Source organism: Ferruginibacter sp. SUN002 (genome assembly GCF_050611725.1).
Classification (GTDB): domain Bacteria; phylum Bacteroidota; class Bacteroidia; order Chitinophagales; family Chitinophagaceae; genus Ferruginibacter.
In genome coordinates this window covers 968542-986152 of record NZ_JBODJB010000001.1, presented here as the reverse complement: position 1 = coordinate 986152, position 17611 = coordinate 968542, and the positions used below count along the sequence as shown (strand labels likewise).

17 protein-coding genes are annotated in these 17611 nt (G+C 36.5%); 8 read left to right on the top strand and 9 right to left on the bottom strand.

From position 1 onward, the window contains the following. Positions 1–69: 69 nt before the first annotated feature. The 5 genes from ACQ33O_RS04365 to ACQ33O_RS04345 form a co-directional block, all read right to left on the bottom strand. Complete coding sequence (locus ACQ33O_RS04365) at positions 70–1428, bottom strand: HTTM domain-containing protein (protein ID WP_430994341.1); 1359 nt, start codon at positions 1426–1428, stop codon at positions 70–72. Between the two features lie 10 nt (positions 1429–1438). Beyond that, positions 1439–2527 carry an imelysin family protein gene (locus ACQ33O_RS04360; RefSeq protein ID WP_430994340.1) on the bottom strand — a complete coding sequence of 363 codons (1089 nt, stop codon included), beginning with the start codon at positions 2525–2527 and terminating at the stop codon, positions 1439–1441. A gap of 105 nt (positions 2528–2632) precedes the next feature. Further along, entirely contained in the window at positions 2633–3739 is a 1107-nt protein-coding gene (locus ACQ33O_RS04355) for a DUF4856 domain-containing protein (protein ID WP_430994339.1), read from the bottom strand. Positions 3740–3916: 177 nt separating this feature from the next. Further along, a complete protein-coding gene (locus ACQ33O_RS04350; RefSeq protein ID WP_430994338.1) occupies positions 3917–4606 on the bottom strand; it encodes a DUF4919 domain-containing protein in 690 nt (229 codons plus the stop codon). Positions 4607–4680: 74 nt separating this feature from the next. Further along, positions 4681–5655 carry a deoxyhypusine synthase family protein gene (locus ACQ33O_RS04345; RefSeq protein WP_430994337.1) on the bottom strand — a complete coding sequence of 325 codons (975 nt, stop codon included), beginning with the start codon at positions 5653–5655 and terminating at the stop codon, positions 4681–4683. A 117-nt stretch (positions 5656–5772) separates the two neighbouring features. On the opposite strand from ACQ33O_RS04345, the gene ACQ33O_RS04340 reads away from it, so the two are divergent. From ACQ33O_RS04340 to ACQ33O_RS04315, 6 genes are read left to right on the top strand one after another with little or no spacing between them, the layout of a single operon-like run. Beyond that, positions 5773–6372, top strand: a complete 600-nt coding sequence (locus tag ACQ33O_RS04340) for an ACP phosphodiesterase (protein WP_430994336.1) — start codon at positions 5773–5775, stop codon at positions 6370–6372. A 24-nt stretch (positions 6373–6396) separates the two neighbouring features. Continuing rightward, complete coding sequence (locus tag ACQ33O_RS04335) at positions 6397–6954, top strand: DUF2911 domain-containing protein (RefSeq protein WP_430994335.1); 558 nt, start codon at positions 6397–6399, stop codon at positions 6952–6954. A 33-nt stretch (positions 6955–6987) separates the two neighbouring features. Continuing rightward, positions 6988–8871 (top strand): asparagine synthase (glutamine-hydrolyzing), encoded by a 1884-nt coding sequence (gene asnB, locus ACQ33O_RS04330; protein ID WP_430994334.1) that lies wholly within the window; start codon positions 6988–6990, stop codon positions 8869–8871. A 44-nt stretch (positions 8872–8915) separates the two neighbouring features. Further along, positions 8916–10055 carry a cystathionine gamma-synthase gene (locus ACQ33O_RS04325; RefSeq protein ID WP_430994333.1) on the top strand — a complete coding sequence of 380 codons (1140 nt, stop codon included), beginning with the start codon at positions 8916–8918 and terminating at the stop codon, positions 10053–10055. Between the two features lie 28 nt (positions 10056–10083). Beyond that, complete coding sequence (locus ACQ33O_RS04320) at positions 10084–10830, top strand: TIGR02757 family protein (protein WP_430994332.1); 747 nt, start codon at positions 10084–10086, stop codon at positions 10828–10830. After that, a complete protein-coding gene (locus ACQ33O_RS04315) occupies positions 10830–11150 on the top strand; it encodes a hypothetical protein (protein WP_430994331.1) in 321 nt (106 codons plus the stop codon). Before ACQ33O_RS04320 ends, ACQ33O_RS04315 begins: the two co-directional genes overlap by 1 nt. Here the strand turns inward: ACQ33O_RS04315 and ACQ33O_RS04310 are convergent, their stop codons facing one another. Further along, the gene (locus ACQ33O_RS04310; RefSeq protein ID WP_430994330.1) at positions 11151–11810 is read right to left on the bottom strand and encodes a sterol desaturase family protein; all 660 of its coding nucleotides are present in this window, start codon (positions 11808–11810) and stop codon (positions 11151–11153) included. A gap of 92 nt (positions 11811–11902) precedes the next feature. Between ACQ33O_RS04310 and ACQ33O_RS04305 the strand changes: the two genes are divergently transcribed. Further along, positions 11903–12160 (top strand): hypothetical protein, encoded by a 258-nt coding sequence (locus ACQ33O_RS04305; protein WP_430994329.1) that lies wholly within the window; start codon positions 11903–11905, stop codon positions 12158–12160. Positions 12161–12168: 8 nt separating this feature from the next. On the opposite strand, the gene ACQ33O_RS04300 is transcribed toward ACQ33O_RS04305, so the two are convergent. Both ACQ33O_RS04300 and ACQ33O_RS04295 read right to left on the bottom strand, forming a co-directional pair. After that, positions 12169–12630: an energy transducer TonB gene (locus ACQ33O_RS04300; RefSeq protein ID WP_430994328.1), complete on the bottom strand. Its 462-nt coding sequence runs from the start codon at positions 12628–12630 to the stop codon at positions 12169–12171. Positions 12631–12647: 17 nt separating this feature from the next. Further along, positions 12648–13352, bottom strand: coding sequence for a DUF4197 domain-containing protein (locus ACQ33O_RS04295; RefSeq protein ID WP_430994327.1), 705 nt, complete (start codon positions 13350–13352; stop codon positions 12648–12650). 128 nt (positions 13353–13480) lie between these two features. On the opposite strand from ACQ33O_RS04295, the gene lysS reads away from it, so the two are divergent. Continuing rightward, positions 13481–15010: a lysine--tRNA ligase gene (gene lysS, locus ACQ33O_RS04290; RefSeq protein WP_430994326.1), complete on the top strand. Its 1530-nt coding sequence runs from the start codon at positions 13481–13483 to the stop codon at positions 15008–15010. Here lysS and ACQ33O_RS04285 read toward each other — a convergent pair whose 3' ends face one another. After that, positions 15011–17497, bottom strand: a complete 2487-nt coding sequence (locus tag ACQ33O_RS04285; RefSeq protein ID WP_430994325.1) for a DUF5916 domain-containing protein — start codon at positions 17495–17497, stop codon at positions 15011–15013. Positions 17498–17611: the final 114 nt, after the last annotated feature.

The following is a 17611-nucleotide window of genomic DNA, read 5'->3' as shown; positions in this document are numbered from 1 at the left end:
TGCGCTTGAACATGAATTGTACAAAGTGAAAAAGTAGTCAGCAAAATAAAAATATATTTCCTAGTCATTTTATTTCTTATCATTAAAAGGTAATATCCAGTCATAATTCCGGAAGCCGGTCTTTTGTTTATTCAAATCAATTGTTGAGTCAATAAATAAAGTTGATTTTCTACCATTCAATGCCACATAACTTTCAACATACACTTCGGGATCTTTAATCCCTTTTGCTACATATTTTTTTGCAAGATGATGTGCATAATACACCATCATATCCGGCTGTGTGCTCATCATTTTTTCCTGCAATCTGGTAAGATGATCTGCATTATTCACCTCAAATAACTTACCCGACGAAGGTTCTTTTATATAAAAAAAAGTATTGCCAGATTTTTCCATCAACATCACCCGCCATGAAAACCGAAATCCTTGTTCTGTCCAGAATAAATGACCGGGATAAAAAATATACCTCATCGGCACAATTACCTGCAGTGTAAAATGAAGGATCAGTAAAGACCCTATCAATTTTTTTGCAAAGGTACTATATGTAAACTCAATAGCTGGCTGATCATCTTTCTTTGAGTTGGCTATCCATTCCCAAATTTTTCTATGCAGATGACTGCTAAAGAATATCAAACTGCTGACCATCATTATATAAGGGAACATTCCAATGCCCGGGAAAAATATGGCGGTGGCAATATGGAAACCTAATACAAAAACATATGCATAAGGTCTTGTTCTTTTATTGATCAAAAAGAAAGCAATAAAAAGATCATAGCAAGCTCCAAACCAACTAAAGAAATAAGCCACCCATTCATCATACATAAATTGTCCTACAATGGGTAAATGCGATTTTGCAGGCAACCATATTTTCATCGGCAATGCACTGATCAACCAATCTGAATTAAGTTTTGCCAATCCGGCAAAAAAATAAACCATTGCAAGCTGTAACCTTATTGCTCCAATTGTCCATAATGGAACAAATTTGTTTTTTCGATCCGGATGCAGCATACAATCGAGAGAATAATATCTATTTGCTGGTAACCATATCAACAAAAAACTTACAATACTTACAAAGTAATAATGGTTCAGATAATTAGTAATATCTATAAGTTCAACATATGTAAATGCTAGAAGGAAAATGATGGTTGAAATTCTGTAAAATAGTCCCAACATGATGCACAATGAAGTGATTGCCATCAATGCAAAGATCAGGTGCATGCCAGTGCTGCCCAATGGCTGTACCCAATCCCAGCCGAAAAACGGGAAATAAAAAGAAGGTTTCACATACAGTTCAGTAATCCATCCGTTCAACCAAAAACGAATAATGCTTATAAACATCATTGCTCCAAATGCTACTCTGAAAGTAACAAGTGGAGCAATGTGTACCGGTTGCGAAAACCTTTGATTGATTTTTGTTATTGATCCAAACACATTTTATTTTTTAATCCCCATCGCTATCCTGATAATTGATACGAACAGAAGTTGCTGAAGCAACGTCTGTTTTCAGCAGCGTTAACAATTTTTGTATCTCAATATATGCTGCATCAATTAGAGGTTTATTATTGGTGAATGCTTCTGACATCGGACTTGGTATTGCCTGTAAAGCTGTTAATGCAAGATCAAATTGAGCAAGTACATCAGCGTTCAGCTGATTCTTATTTAGTAAGATCAGATAATCATCAATACCACTTCCGCTTCCTCCTTTATAATAATTTTTAAGGCTGGCTAGGTTGGCTACTGCAAGATCAGCAGAGATGCCCGAGAAATATGCTTCGCATTTATCTGCAAAAACAATACCTCCCGATTGTTTACCATAAGGCCAACCAATACGTGGTCCTTTTAGTGCATCCATTTCAAATGCAAATTGATTGATCAAATAACCAATTGAACTTCCAACATCTGTTTTTGTAGAATTAACAAACGCAGTTTTATATGTTCCGGTCCATTGTGTAATTGAACTACTAACCAAAGATTTTAATCTTGCCATCACATCCTGCACATATTTTTTTCTATTGGCAGCATCCGGTGCTGAAAACTTTGTCACAGCATCAGTAGAAAATAAAAGATAATCTAAGGTTGGAAATCCTTGTATGCTATCTGATGCAATTGGTTGTGCAAAATTATATGTACCACTAAGTATACCACTTTCTACATCATTGATTGCAGCAGGAAAAGTATTTGAATAATTGTTTACCAGCAAAACTGCAGCAGGTCCGAAGTTTGGAACAGATATACCCTCAAAACTCAAATACGCATTTTTAAAACTTGTTTTTAAAGACGCTTGTGTTGAAGTTGACGGGCTTGCAAGAAAGGCCTCAACAGCCGTATTCAAAACATCGAGTTTTGATTGAAGATCGGTATAGGCAGGTATAATAAGATTGTCGGCATAATTTGTAAGCATCGCAATTTTAAAATCCTTATTGGCATCTGTTCCTGTTCCGGTATTACCCGAATCTTTCCCACATCCAACAAAGAAAATAGAAACAGCCAAAGCAATTATACCAGCAACTCCACCAAACCTTTTTTTCATAATCTGTATTTGTAATTTTATTAAACCCTTTCAAAACCAAAGGCAAATTCCTGAAGGATGCTTCAAAAATTTGCCAAAAGTATAATTTTATACTGATCTCTGTTGTTAAGGCTGCAACTGACCATATGCAGCGGTCAGTATTGCCTTCACCTCATTCATTTTAGCATTTGTAGCATCAGCAGTTAGGGTATAAAAACTTGTTTTAAAGTTATCTACCAGCTTTAGATAGTTGGCATCAGTCAAAGCACTACCTGCCTGACGGTATTTTAAAGCCAACACAAATCCATACCCCTCTGATAAGCCATGGAACTTAGCAGCAAGATCGCTTCCTGAAATTCCCACATTTGCATATTCGTAACATGCTGCTGCTAAAGTTTTTTCAAGATATTCTTTAATAGTAGCAATGGCCTGGTTACGAGTAGCATAATCTTTTGCGCCAATTGCAGCACGACCTTTTAAAAAGGCTTCATAAATTTTACCCCCGGCTTGAATGTATCTTCCTCTTTCTCTGTAATAACCACCAATACCCAAAGGTCTGTCTAAAACGGTATTTGCATATTGAATTGAACTATCGTATGTTTTTGGAAGAGATGCATAACCAAATGCCATATCCCAATCTTTTTGCATAGCAGTTCTTCCCGAGATCAAAGTAGTATTATCATCGGTAAGCACTTTATTCAAATGTTCGATAACTGCACTCATTTGAAAAGCACCCATCAACCCTTTTGCCACTAACTGATTAAATTCTGATCCGGTATAATTAACCAATCTTGTACCCACTTTACCGGGTACACCTTCTGAAGCGGTAGCGCCTCTAGATTCACTCAACTTAACTGCAGAATCAATTAATTTTTTAAATGCTGCTGCATCAACAGTTTTATCTGAAAGTTTAAATGCAGAGCTATTTAAAGCATCTTTTGTATTTTGAAGATTTACTATAAGTTCAGTTGTAAAAGCTGAATTTGTATTATTCCACAAATAGTCTGCAGTGTCTTGACTAAGCTGGCGACTTGTACCTTTTCCAAGGTAAGTTGTTAACCCAGACCACATATTTACTCTTGCTGTAGCTTCGCTATAGTCAGCATCGGTAAAATTATAGGTGGCCGGAACTGTGTAATATTCATACACCGTTTCAGTTTTTTTACAAGAAGTCAACGCTACTACACCTGTAATTAAGAGAAGAAAAGTAGTTTTCAAAGAGAAAAATTTCATTATTTGTTCGTTGTTTTGGTTCGAAATGTGTGCAAAGCAACGAAGGAAATGCTTCTGAGGGTTACGAATAGAGGAAACGCATTTACGGTATCGGTAAAAATATGGAAGATTGTCTTAAGAGGCTTGGGAACGGAATATTAAATAAATGAAAATCAATTATTTACATCTACTAATTCTCTAATCGGTTTTGAAAAGATCGTACAACCCGGCAAACAAGGCATCAACATTAAAATACAGGTATTCGATATTATCATCATTTTTTTTGAGCTTCATTTTATCCATGCTCTCATTTTTAGCACGGATCAGAGCCTGGCTTCCTCCAAATTGATAACCCAACAAACCGATCAGGTCGTATTCATGCCCTACATTAATAACATACATTGCGGTGGAATCTGTTAACCCATCTCCTGTTGACATGATCGCTTTTACAATGCCAATAAGTTTATGATTATAAATAGATGCTCCAACTTTATCTCCTTTTTCTTCAAGCTTTACGTTTAAATTATAAATATCTCGTATGTTAAAAGGAAATTCTTTGATCGCTTTTTTCTCTAATTCAATGATCTTATCAACATCTTTTTCATTCCGTAACTGTTCTCTTACAGATGGATTTCCGTAAGCTGCATACCCTGTATCTAAAGATGATCCATAATACAGATAACGATATTCTTCTATTGTAAGGGTAGTATCATCGGCCATATAGCGTTTCATTAATGGAGGATAATAAAAGGGAGAGTTAGCATCTGCTATCGTTTTTTTCATTGATTGATAATCTGGCTTACGGAAATTGCCATTTTGTGCAGTTGCAGAAAAAGCACAAACAACCAATATTGAAACGAAAGCTATTTTTTTAATTATAAGAAACATACGAGTAGAATCAGTTATCAATGTACAAAAAATAACCGAAAAAATAAAGCAGGCTTAAACCTGCTTTTAATTTTTTACCACCCAAGCACCCATGCAAATATGAGCGGAGCTACAATTGTTGCATCACTCTCTACAATAAACTTAGGCGTATGAATATCTAACTTACCCCAGGTAATTTTTTCGTTAGGCACGGCCCCGCTGTATGATCCGTAAGATGTAGTACTGTCGCTGATCTGACAGAAGTAGCTCCAGAAAGGAACATCATGCCATTCAAGATCCTGGTACATCATCGGCACAACACAAATCGGAAAATCTCCGGCTATACCACCACCTATTTGAAAAAATCCTACACCTTTTCCCGATGAGTTATTCCTATACCAATCTGCCAGCCACACCATATATTCAATACCACTTTTCATTGTGGTAGCTTTCATTTCATTTTTAATAACGTACGATGCAAAAATATTTCCCATAGTACTGTCTTCCCAGCCCGGCACCACAATAGGAATATTTTTTTCTGCTGCTGCCAGCATCCAGCTATTCTTCGGATCAATTTCATAGTACTGTTCCAGCACTCCACTCAACAACATCTTATACATATATTCATGTGGAAAATATCTTTCTCCTTTGCTATCTGCATCTTTCCATATTTCATGAATATGTTTTTGTAATCTTCTAAAAGCCTCTTCTTCAGGAATACAAGTATCAGTAACACGATTATAGTGATTCTCTAAAAGATCCCATTCTTCCTGCGGAGAAAGATCTCTGTAATTAGGTACTCTTTTATAATGGCTGTGCGCCACCAAATTCATGATATCTTCTTCAAGATTAGCTCCCGTGCAACTAATGATCGATACTTTATCCTGACGTATCATCTCTGCCAAACTCAACCCCAACTCGGCAGTACTCATTGCACCTGCTAATGTGATCATCATTTTTCCACCTTCATCTAAATGTGTCACATATCCTTTAGCTGCGTCCATCAAAGCTGCGGCATTAAAATGGCGATAATGATATTCAATAAAATTGCTGATCGGTCCTTTACTCATGATTAAAAATTTTGAACTGCAAAAGTAATTTTTTTTATGTTACGCTCACTAAGACTTCGGAAGTTTTAAAACTTCGGAAATTTGCTAAACATAGATTAAAGTATCTTTATAGAGATTATGAACTATCTGGCTCATGCATATCTATCTTTCAATCATCCCGACATATTGACCGGCAATATGATCAGTGATTTCGTGAAAGGCAAAAAAAAATTTGAATACGCCACGGGTATTCAAAAAGGCATGGTTTTGCATAGGGCAATAGATGATTTTACCGACACACACCCTGCAACACAGGAAGCTAAACAGTTTTTCAGACCACAATACCGCTTATATGCCGGAGCATTCATAGATGTGGTATATGATCATTTTTTAGCGACCGACACCAACCAATTTCCAACCGAAGAAAACCTTCTGCAATTTTCCGAAAGTACTTACAATAAACTTTACGACCATTTTGAGGTCTTACCAGAAAGGTTTCAAAAAATGTTGCCGTTCATGAAAACACAAAACTGGTTATACAATTATCAGTTTACGGATGGTATTGAAAAAAGTTTCGGGGGACTGGTTCGTAGAGCTGCTTATCTCACTGAGTCTGCAATTGCATTTGAAATTTTTAATACGCATTATGATGAGTTGAAAAAATTTTACAATGCCTTTTTTCCAGAACTAAAAAATTTTGCCGTTCATCATTTGCAACAATTATCAAAAAACGATTAAACTATATTTGTAAAAAAATAAGCTATGAAGCAGTTTCTTCTTGCAATGGTTTGCATTTGTTCAACAAGCCTGTTTGCACAAACAAAATTTTCGCCGGTAGATAAATCAGCAATGGATATGGCATATTATCCGGATATGTATCCTGTTTTAAAAATTCAGGATAAAGCCACCGAGCCTTTAGTAGCAAGAGCAATTTACAGTCGCCCTCAAAAAAATGGCCGTGTAATATTTGGCGAGCTGGTAGAATATGGCAAGGTTTGGCGTCTTGGTGCAAATGAAGCTACTGAAATAGAATTCTATAAAAATGTAACCATTAAAAACACAAAGGTTAAAAAGGGCAGGTATACATTGTATTGTATTCCTTACGAAGACAAATGGACACTTATCATCAACAAAGACACAGATAGCTGGGGAGCGTTTAAATACAACCAAGCAAAAGATGTAGTTCGGATAGATGTTCCTGTAAAAAAGCAATCAGATATTGTTGAGGCTTTTTCAATGACCTTTGAAAAAACGCCTACAGGCTCTAATTTACAAATTGCATGGGATGATGTTAGAGCTACAATGCCTATTTCATTTTAATATTTGTCAATAATATTTTTGCAACCCGGCTATATGCCGGGATTTTTTTTAGATATTTACAATATGTGTGGAATTGCAGGCATTATATCATACAATGCATTTGTAGTAAATAAGAATTTATTACAAACTATGGGCAGATCCCTTGCTCATAGAGGGCCCGACGGGAACGGATACTGGATAAACCACGAAGGCAATGTTGGCTTAGCCCATCAAAGATTATCCATCATTGACCTGACAGACACTGCAAGCCAACCCATGCATTATTTAAACAGATACTCCATTGTTTATAATGGCGAAATTTATAATTACATAGAAATAAAAGAAGAGCTGCTCAAACATGGCTACAGCTTCACTTCTCAATCTGACACAGAAATTATTTTAGCGGCTTACGATCACTGGAAAGAAGATTGTCTGCAAGAGTTCGACGGCATGTTTGCATTCGCCATTTGGGACGAAAAAAATAAAACACTTTTTGCAGCAAGAGATCGTTTTGGAGAAAAACCATTTTATTATTACGAAGAAAGCAATCATTTGGTATTTGCAAGTGAAATGAAAGCATTGTGGGCCATTGGTATAGAAAAAAAGCCCGACAATAAAATGCTGCTCAACTATATAACAATTGGTCATCTGCAAAATGTAAAAGAAAAAAAAGAAACTTTTTTTGAGAATATTTATTCACTACCTCCGGCGCATTTCCTAAGTTTTTCGCCATTCAAAAGAGAGCTTTCTATTTTTTCATATTGGGATATAAATAAAGAGACTGAAATTAATATCAGTGATACTGATGCAATAGAAAAATTTACTGAATTACTTAACACATCTATTAAAAGACGTTTAAGAAGTGATGTGCCAATTGGTACAAGTTTGAGTGGAGGATTAGACAGCTCTTCTATTGTTTCATCTATCTGCTCTCAACAAACAAATAGCAATACTCTCAAGACATTCTCTGCAGTATTTGAAAATTTCGATAAGGATGAATCAAAATACATCGACAGTATTATTGATAATTTTAAAATACAAAATTTTAAAATATCGCCTTCGGCAGATGATCTGATCAGGGATTTTGAAAAACTTTGTTACTATCAGGAAGAGCCATTTTCATCTTCAAGTATTTATGCCCAATACAAAGTATTTGAGTTGGCAAAACGAAATGGCGTAAAAGTATTGCTTGACGGACAAGGAGCCGACGAAACATTGGGAGGTTATCATAAATATATACATTGGCATTTGCAACAACTTTTGGCAAGAGGTGAATACAAAAACATGAGGTCCGAAAAAAATATTTTCAAAAAAAACAACGCCACATTTAACTGGGGCATAAAAAATTATTTTGCATCTTACTTCCCGTCACATACTGCCATTTTTCTTGAAAAAAGAGAACTTAGTAAAACAAAACAGCATAAATTCATTGATCGTGAATTTTCAAAATCTGTGAGCGGTCGTGAATTAGAAGGTATATACAAACCAATCGTTACTAAGCTGAATGACCTTTTGTATTTTAACACCATGCAGTCAGGGCTTGAAGAATTACTACGCTTTGCAGACAGAAACAGTATGGCACATAGTACAGAAGTAAGGCTACCTTTTTTAAATCATGAACTGGTAGAATTTGTATTTTCTCTTTCGTCAAAATTTAAAATACATGACGGTTGGACCAAATGGCTGCTTCGGATGTCGATGGATAAAAAATTGCCGGATGAAATTGTTTGGAGAAAAGACAAGATCGGCTACGAAACACCACAGCAACAGTGGATGACCGACCCTGTTTTACAGGATTATATTCATGAAGCCAAGAAAAAATTAGTAAGTCAAAAAATTTTAACGCCAACTGTATTAAATAATAATATCAACCCAATGTCTGCCCATAGTGCCGATAATTTTGACTGGCGGTATTTATGTGCAGCACAAATTCTGTAATTCCTTTATTTTTTTCTCACCTTTGTACTTCAATATTTAATAACATGAAAATTGCAACAAAAATAATTCATGCCGGAGCTGAGCCTGATCCAAGCACAGGAGCTATCATGACTCCCATCTATCAAACATCTACCTATGTACAAAAAGCTCCGGGAGATCATAAAGGTTATGAGTATGCCCGTAGTCAAAACCCTACTCGTAAGGCGTTGGAAGATGCATTGGCTGTTTTAGAAAATGCCAAATATGGCTTAGCATTCAGCAGTGGTGTAGCCGCAACTGATGCGGTCATAAAATTATTGAATCCCGGTGATGAAGTTATTGCAGCCAGCGATATGTACGGAGGTACTTATCGTCTATTCACAAAAGTGTTTGAACGTTTTGGTATAAAATTTATTTATGTAGATACTTCCGATGTAAAAAATGTTGAAGCTGCTATCACTGCTAATACAAAACTAATATGGGTAGAAACTCCTACCAATCCTTTAATGAACATCACCGATATTGAAGCGGTAGCTGCCATTTCTAAAAAAGCCGGAGCATTGCTTTGTGTTGACAATACTTTCGCTTCACCTTTTCTACAAAATCCGTTGGATCTTGGCGCAGATATAGTAATGCATTCTGCTACAAAATATTTGGGTGGCCACAGCGATGTGATACAAGGCTCTTTAATGATCAATGATACAGAACTGAGAGACAAACTATATTTCATTCAAAAAAGTTGTGGGGCTGTACCCGGACCACAGGATTGCTTTTTAGTGTTAAGAGGTATCAGAACATTGCACATTCGTATGGAAAGACATTGTTTTAATGGAAAGATCATTGCACACTGGTTACGCAAACATCCCAAAGTTGCAAAAGTGTATTGGCCTGGTTTTGAAGACAGTCCGGGCCATGAAGTCGCTAAAAGACAAATGAAAGATTTTGGCGGAATGATCAGCTTTACGTTAAAAGATGAAAGTATTGAAGCTGCAAACAAAGTATTGTCTTCCACAAAATTATTTTCGCTAGCGGAAAGTCTTGGCGGTGTTGAATCGCTGGTAAATCATCCGGCAAGTATGACGCATGCAAGCATCCCTAAAGAAGAAAGAATAAAGAATGGATTAAGCGATGGTTTGATCAGACTAAGCGTTGGTATTGAAGATGCAGACGATCTAATAGAAGACCTACAACAAGCAATCGGTTAAGATGATTGAAAAAGAATTGATAAAATTTTTGAACAAAAAGGTTGATGAATTTAATCAGCCTTTTTTTATTAAAGATGATCCGATCAGCATTCCTCATCTTTTCACAAAAAAACAAGACATTGAAATTGCAGGTTTCTTTGCTGCTATCTTTGCCTGGGGCAACCGTACTACGATCATAAACAAAAGCAAAGAGTTGTTGTCATTAATGGATAACACTCCGCATGATTTTTGCACACAACATGCCGATAATGATTTAAAAAGATTGATGGCTTTTAAACATCGAACTTTCAACGCAACCGATCTTTTGTATTTTATTGAATTTCTTAAATTTCATTATAGTTCAAATGCATCACTCGAATCGGCATTTGCAAAAGGAATAAAAAATACTGATGAAACCATTGAAAACGGATTGGTACACTTTTATAATTACTTTTTTTCATTATCCGATGTGCCCGAAAGAACAAAGAAACATATTGCATCACCTGATAAAAATTCAACCTGTAAAAGGCTAAGTATGTACCTGCGCTGGATGGTACGCAACGATGACAAAGGAGTTGATTTCGGCATCTGGAAAAAGATCAAGCCATCGCAATTGATCTGTCCTTTAGATGTACATGTAGTGAGGGTTGCTAAAAAATTAGGGCTTTTAAACAGAACACAAACCGATTGGCAAACGGCCATAGAACTCACCAAATATTTACGAACTTTAGATAAGCATGATCCTGTAAAATATGATTTTGCATTATTTGGATTGGGAGCAATTGAAAAATATTAATGGAGCAACAAGCAATCATACAAAATATTAATAAAGACCTTGCAATAGCTTTGCCTGAAAATACTTCTTTCGAGGAGTTAAGGAAATTATTGGCAGAGCATATTAACTTTCTTATTAAAACAAATTTTGAAAAATTAGTTTCGATATTGTATCGTATTGATGTAAGTGAACCTAAATTAAAACAGCTACTACAGGAGACTACTGAAGACGCAGGAAATGTGATTGCAGATACAATTATTGAACGACAGTTGGAGAAAATAAAATCCCGTCAACAATTCAGTCAACGGGATAATAATATTAGTAATGAAGAGCAATGGTAATTATTTATACATTAACTCTCTTACTTTTTCTTTATCTTCTTTTTCATTTTTCAGATCGAACATGGTGCCGAATACATGATCCCACAAAGTGCTGCTTACACCAAAACCTCTGTGTTGTTGTTTATAATGATGCAAATGATGATTACGCCATAACCCTTTCATCCATTTAAAAGGTGGGTTCCAAGCATGTATGGCATAGTGCATAGATCCGTATATCAAATAGCCAAACATAAAACCAGGAAAAAACGGAAATACATTTTTACCTAATACCAAATACATTAAGCAGAACAATACAGATGAAATGATCAAGCTCGGTGCTGCAGGCATGAATAATCTTTCTTTATCTCTTGGATACTCGTGATGATTTCCGTGAAGAATATAATTTATTTTCTTTCCTTGTTCGCTCTCGGCTACATAGTGAAAAACAAATCGGTGCATCACATATTCAAACAAACTCCAAAAAAACATTCCTCCAAGAAAAACAAGGGTAACCTTCAACCCATCAAAACCTAAACTATTCAATGAATAATACGGTAACAGGATCAATACAGGCAAATACATTCCCCAAATCACCAACGGATGAGTTTTGGTAAGATACTCGAGGTAGTTATTTTTAAATAACTGCGCCTGACCTTTATTATGAATTTTTTGAAACTCCATAACCTTCTTATTTAATATAGGCAAAAATAAACAATCTTTGTAAAAAGGGCTCAATAGGTTTCAAATATTGTATCAACGGCAACATCTCTACTATGATCCAAGAAAAAATGCTTCCGGCTTCTATCCTGCAAAGCAAAGTATTAAGCCAATCTCACTTAAAACAACTATGTGATATTGAGGAAATACCTGCCGTTAGTGCTACATTTTCTAACGACAAGCTAAAACAGATCATTCAATATTATTCTATTAACCCGGCAGATATGGAATATGAACTTCATCAATACGCCAAAGAATTGCTCGATAGGGGAAAAGTTGATGAAGCTTGGCAGGTGTTACTAACAATAACTTAAGCCTGAAGCTAAAATAAACGCCTTTTCTTCACAATAAAAACGAATGTTTCAGAACGTTTTTTCTTTACATTTCTACCGTTTTGTTGTCCTGGAGACCAACTAGGGCTTTTTTTGATAACCCTCACAACTTCTTCTTCCATCCCATAGCCATTATTACTCTTTGCAACTACACTATCCACCGCTCCATTTTTAGCAACCCAAAACTCTACCTCCACTTTGTATGTTCCCTTTTTAGCACGCTTTTTAATGGGCACTTTCGTGTTAATGTTTCTATTCAAATAACGCTTCCACGCTCCATCTCCTCCAGGAAAACTTTCATCAATCTCTACTTTAGTAAAAGGTGTATCATAAACATCCTGGCTACCGGGTGCACCGGAAGGTGGTGGCGGAGGAGTACCGTACCCATCCTGAGCATGAATATTTTTTGAAGCTAATACAATAAGTACCGAAAGCAGCATGATCTTCTTCATAGCACCAAGATATTACTTTACCACTTTTGCCCAAATACTTTTTTCAAAATATCGGTTGTTCTTGCAGCAAAATTTGTACGAATATTTACTTCTTCTTTAGCCACCAGATCAAACAACGCCACAGTTGCTCTTTCGGTTACAAAACTTGTAAGATCCGGATTAACCTTTTTAAACGTTGTTGGAAAACTATTGTATTTATTGATAAGGTCGCCATAATACTTTGTTGCATCTACTTTATCTAAAGATGCTTTAATGATTGGTGTAAACGCAGTAACCAATGCTGCGGTAGTTTTTTCTCTGAAGAAGTGTGTAGCACTTGTGTCGCCATTTTTCACTAGTCCGATAGCATCTTGCAATGTCATGTTTTTAATAGCGTCTACAAAGATCGGCTTAGCTGCACCAACTGCATCTTCTGCCCCACGGTTGATGGATAGAATAGCTTTATCCACTAAACTTCCAAAACCAATATCTCTCAGTGTATTCCCAATCTTTTGAGCATCCGGTGGCAATAACACTTTATAAACTGCATCTCCGAAAAAACCATCCTGCTTATTTAATTGTAATACCGATTTCACCAAGCCTTGCCCCAGTGCCTCTTTTATACCCTGGCCGGCTTCGGCTTCGGTTAATCCACCCAAACCTGAGGAAGATGCAATTTGTTTTAATTCGTCACAACCCGATAGTATTACTGCAAAAGACAACGCAGCTAAAATTCTTTTCATTTTCATAATGTTTAGTAGTTAAAGATAGGCAAGATTCTTGCCAAAATATAAATCTCTCGTTCCATAGACAGTATTTATGGGCAAATCAGTTGCATGCGGTATCTTTGCACCCCAAAAGTTTTTATTACATGAGTACACAGCACTTGTCTGAACAGGAGATCATCCGTAGAGAAAAATTAGAAGAACTTAAAAAATTAGGTATTGATGCTTATCCGGCTGCTTTATACCCGGTAAACGCCACATCTGCTTATATAAAAGAAAATTATAAGGGAGAAGAAAATAAGGCAGATTTTGCTGATGTATGCATTGCCGGCAGGATCATGAGTGTACGTGATATGGGTAAAGCAAATTTTGCAGTGATACAGGATGCTGTTGGTAAAATTCAATTTTATATTAAGCAAGATGATATTTGTCCGGGAGAGGATAAAACTTTATACCAAACCGTTTGGAAAAAATTAGTTGACATTGGGGATATTGTTGGTATAAAAGGATATGTATTCACTACTAAAACCGGAGAAACATCTATTCATGTACGTGAGTTTTCCATTCTTACAAAATCATTGCGTCCACTGCCGATCGTAAAAGAAAAAGATGGCGAAGCGTTTGATGAAGTAACCGATCCGGAATTCCGTTATCGTCAACGTTATGCCGATCTGATTGTAAACCCGGGTGTAAAAGAAACTTTTGTTAAGCGTACCAAAATGGTGAATGCCATTCGTGAGTTTTTAAATGAACGTGGCGCCTTAGAAGTTGATACGCCTGTATTGCAAAGCATTCCCGGTGGTGCATCTGCAAGACCCTTCATCTCTCATCATAATGCACTGGATGTACCTATGTACATGCGAATTGCAAACGAATTGTATTTAAAAAGATTGATCGTTGGTGGATTTGAGTGGGTGTATGAATTCAGTCGCAACTTCAGAAATGAAGGTATGGACCGTACACACAATCCTGAGTTTACCGTATTGGAATTTTATGTAGCGTACAAAGATTATGAATGGATGATGGATACAACAGAGCAAATGCTGGAGAGAGCTGCTATTGCGACGAATGGTTCTACCAAGGTAATTGTGGGTGACAGAGAAATTGATTTCAAAGCGCCATACAAACGCATAACGATGTTTGACGCTATTAAAGAACATACAGGGTATGATATTAGTGAAATGGATGAAGCCGGTATCAGAGAAGTTTGTGCCGCATTAAAAATTCATGCAGATGCAAAATGGGGTAAAGGAAAATTGATCGATGAGATTTTCGGAGAAAAGTGTGAAGGCAATTATGTACAACCTACTTTCATTACAGACTATCCTGTAGAAATGAGTCCGTTGACTAAAAAACACCGCAGCAAACCCGGACTGGTAGAACGTTTTGAATTGATGTGTAACGGCAAGGAAATTGCCAATGCTTATAGTGAGCTGAACGATCCCATTGAACAAAGAGAACGTTTTGAAGAGCAAGTGAAATTAATGGAACGTGGTGATGACGAAGCAATGTTCATTGATCACGATTTCTTACGTGCTTTGGAATATGGTATGCCACCCACAAGTGGTATTGGCTTTGGTATAGATAGAATTGCTATGCTATTGACCAATCAACATTCTATACAAGATGTATTGTTTTTCCCGATGATGAGGCCGGAGCAACAACAAGGCCAGTAATTACACCGTCTTCTTCTTACGGTTTTTTAAAGTAAGGTAATCCAGAAAATAGATGACCCTTAGGGATAGGCTATTGAATTGTGGACTCGAAATAGTATTGGAAAAATTCTTTCCGTATGAATCGAGTTTTCTATCGAAGGTCTCTGCTATATCTTTCCAAACCACACTAAAGAAACTCCCTTGTGCAAACTGCCAGTTATACACCATATCCACACTAAAATAATTATAGTTTTGATTGACATTTTTTGTGAAAGGAACAGCAGGTGTTTCAAAATTTCCATCTGTATTTAGCTGATAAAATTGCTTGGGATCTACTTTGCTCCAATAGTGCCTTGCCCTGAATGTAATACCCATTCTATTATTGATACTGTACTTCATACTCAGAATATTTTCTGTAGTATTCACCGTTCTTCTCGAAAAAATTATTGTGTCGGCTAGCGGATCGTTTGTTCCTGTATATCCTGTATAAGCCCACCCTTGCTGGTTTCTATGCCTTGTTATATAAACGAAATGATCTAAGGAGAACTTACTGTTGAATCTGATCTTTCCTCCCAATCCCAGTTCTCTTGTTCTTCTGTTAAAAACATTGCCGCCTGCATTAAACACATTACCATAGAAAGAAAGTTTTTTCGCATTATTACTTTCCCACCAAAGATTTAAGCCCATTCTTGGTGTATTTTTAAAAAACCTTCCATACACCCTTGGTTCATAAAAATCATTTTCTTTTATTGCTCCGTTCAATGTAATACCTACCCACCATAAATTTTTCAGTTGAGCTTTTCCATCAAGACTGAAACCGGTGTTTTGATACATCATTTCTTTTCGTTTCAATACATCGATTGGGGATACTAATCTGCCATGCCATGTATCCAACGCAACGTTCACTTGATTGTACCATTTAGTAGGCTTATTCCAATTATAACTCAACCATATTCCCTGATCCATTGTATTGTTGTTGGTAAAATAACCAAGATCGCTTTTTTCATACTTTGCATTGATCAGGTTCTGCCATATATTAAAAGTGAAATGGCCGCTTCTTTTACCAAAATAAACACTATGAGCATAGCCGGTAATCGTTTTATTATTGATACCTATTAAATTACTAACGCTTACATTTCCTCCAACATTCCAGGTATTTGTTTTATCATTCAAATCAATAAGAAATGAGCTAACGTTCGCATCATAATCACTACCGCTACGCCATGTATTTGTGTTTACAAAACTTACACTGCTGTTATATTTAAGTGTTTGATCCAACACAAACACATTATAATTGGTTAGGGGATTGGTCTCAAATTTTCTTTCTTCTTTGTTTACAGAGTTTATGATGGTTGCGTATTGGGGTTTTGTGATGGCATTTAATATCCCTATTCCAAGTCCTTTTTGTGTACGACCACTGATCTTGGTGGCATTGATCAATTTGCTGCCTCTCGGATTTTTTGAAATTGACTCATTGGTTCCGGTAGCATCATACGCATCATAAAAATGTATTGGTTCTGAATCTCCGATACGTCTGCTGTAAAAAAGATTTCCTTTATTAAACAATTCTGTTCCTTCAGTAAAAAAAGCTCTGTTCTCAGAAAATTTTTGTTCAAAGGGAGTAAGATTTAGAATACGATTGTCACTTACAACCTGACCAAAGTCGGGTATCAATGTCATATCCAGCGTAAATGCAGGGCTGATACCATACTTCACATCCATTCCGCCATTTACTTGTGTGGTCGTTTTATCGGTTGCTCCATCGTTGTTGATATAGGTAGAGAGGTAAGGAGAGAATTGTAAACGCAATGGTGGTTTTATGTTTTCAAGATTTTTCAATGTTCCTTCCTGACTTAAAAAACCATTTATATTTTGATCAACCGGTTGCCAGAATAATTGTTGTGCTGCTTTCTGACGGCGGCGAATAAGATTCATTCCCCAGTCCTGCACTTTCTTTTTCCCAAATCGTATGGCAGAATAAGGCAGAAATACTTCAAAACTCCATCCGTCTTTCTGCAATTTCGATTTACTTTCCCATACGCTGTTCCATGCAAAATCTTCACTATTTCCATAACTCATTTTAGAATCCCATTGTTCGCCGAGTGGCGTAACAAAATATTCAAACCCATTTAACTGATCGTCGTATGTATCGAATATTATTCCGGCAAAATCATTGTTCCCAAAGCCGTCCCGACCCGTTAATTCTTTTGCAATGCTATCTACATTGCTTTCATGAAAATAACCACCGATGTAAATACCCTCGTCACTGTACAACAAATACATTTGGGTGGCATTAGCAGGGTCTTCAGGCTTGAATGGTGTGGGATTTCGCTCTACAAAATTGGTGGCCAGGGGCGCTGTTGCCCAGGCCGAGTCGGACAGATCTCCATCAATTTTTATTGCTGCGGTAGTTCTTTTGATCACCAACTCTTTTTTGGCCGCCTGTGCTATACACTTCATTGAAGCAATGGATAAGCCAAGCAATACAATGGTAGTTTTGATATACATTAAAATACAGTCGGTTGAGTTTAGCAAACAGTTTTGAGACTACGAAAATACAGGTAGATTACATCGAATCATTACCGCTCATCAAAACCACCTTCAAATTATATATTTATTAAC

Coding starts and splice junctions, on each gene's coding strand:
- ACQ33O_RS04360 (WP_430994340.1), bottom strand. CDS start 2,527: ATGAAAAAAAGGTTTGGTGGAGTTGCTGGTATAATTGCTTTGGCTGTT.
- ACQ33O_RS04355 (WP_430994339.1), bottom strand. CDS start 3,739: ATGAAATTTTTCTCTTTGAAAACTACTTTTCTTCTCTTAATTACAGGT.
- ACQ33O_RS04350 (WP_430994338.1), bottom strand. CDS start 4,606: ATGTTTCTTATAATTAAAAAAATAGCTTTCGTTTCAATATTGGTTGTT.
- ACQ33O_RS04345 (WP_430994337.1), bottom strand. CDS start 5,655: ATGAGTAAAGGACCGATCAGCAATTTTATTGAATATCATTATCGCCAT.
- ACQ33O_RS04340 (WP_430994336.1), top strand. CDS start 5,773: ATGAACTATCTGGCTCATGCATATCTATCTTTCAATCATCCCGACATA.
- ACQ33O_RS04335 (WP_430994335.1), top strand. CDS start 6,397: ATGAAGCAGTTTCTTCTTGCAATGGTTTGCATTTGTTCAACAAGCCTG.
- asnB (WP_430994334.1), top strand. CDS start 6,988: ATGCCGGGATTTTTTTTAGATATTTACAATATGTGTGGAATTGCAGGC.
- ACQ33O_RS04325 (WP_430994333.1), top strand. CDS start 8,916: ATGAAAATTGCAACAAAAATAATTCATGCCGGAGCTGAGCCTGATCCA.
- ACQ33O_RS04315 (WP_430994331.1), top strand. CDS start 10,830: ATGGAGCAACAAGCAATCATACAAAATATTAATAAAGACCTTGCAATA.
- ACQ33O_RS04310 (WP_430994330.1), bottom strand. CDS start 11,810: ATGGAGTTTCAAAAAATTCATAATAAAGGTCAGGCGCAGTTATTTAAA.
- ACQ33O_RS04305 (WP_430994329.1), top strand. CDS start 11,903: ATGATCCAAGAAAAAATGCTTCCGGCTTCTATCCTGCAAAGCAAAGTA.
- ACQ33O_RS04300 (WP_430994328.1), bottom strand. CDS start 12,630: ATGAAGAAGATCATGCTGCTTTCGGTACTTATTGTATTAGCTTCAAAA.
- ACQ33O_RS04295 (WP_430994327.1), bottom strand. CDS start 13,352: ATGAAAAGAATTTTAGCTGCGTTGTCTTTTGCAGTAATACTATCGGGT.
- lysS (WP_430994326.1), top strand. CDS start 13,481: ATGAGTACACAGCACTTGTCTGAACAGGAGATCATCCGTAGAGAAAAA.
- ACQ33O_RS04285 (WP_430994325.1), bottom strand. CDS start 17,497: ATGTATATCAAAACTACCATTGTATTGCTTGGCTTATCCATTGCTTCA.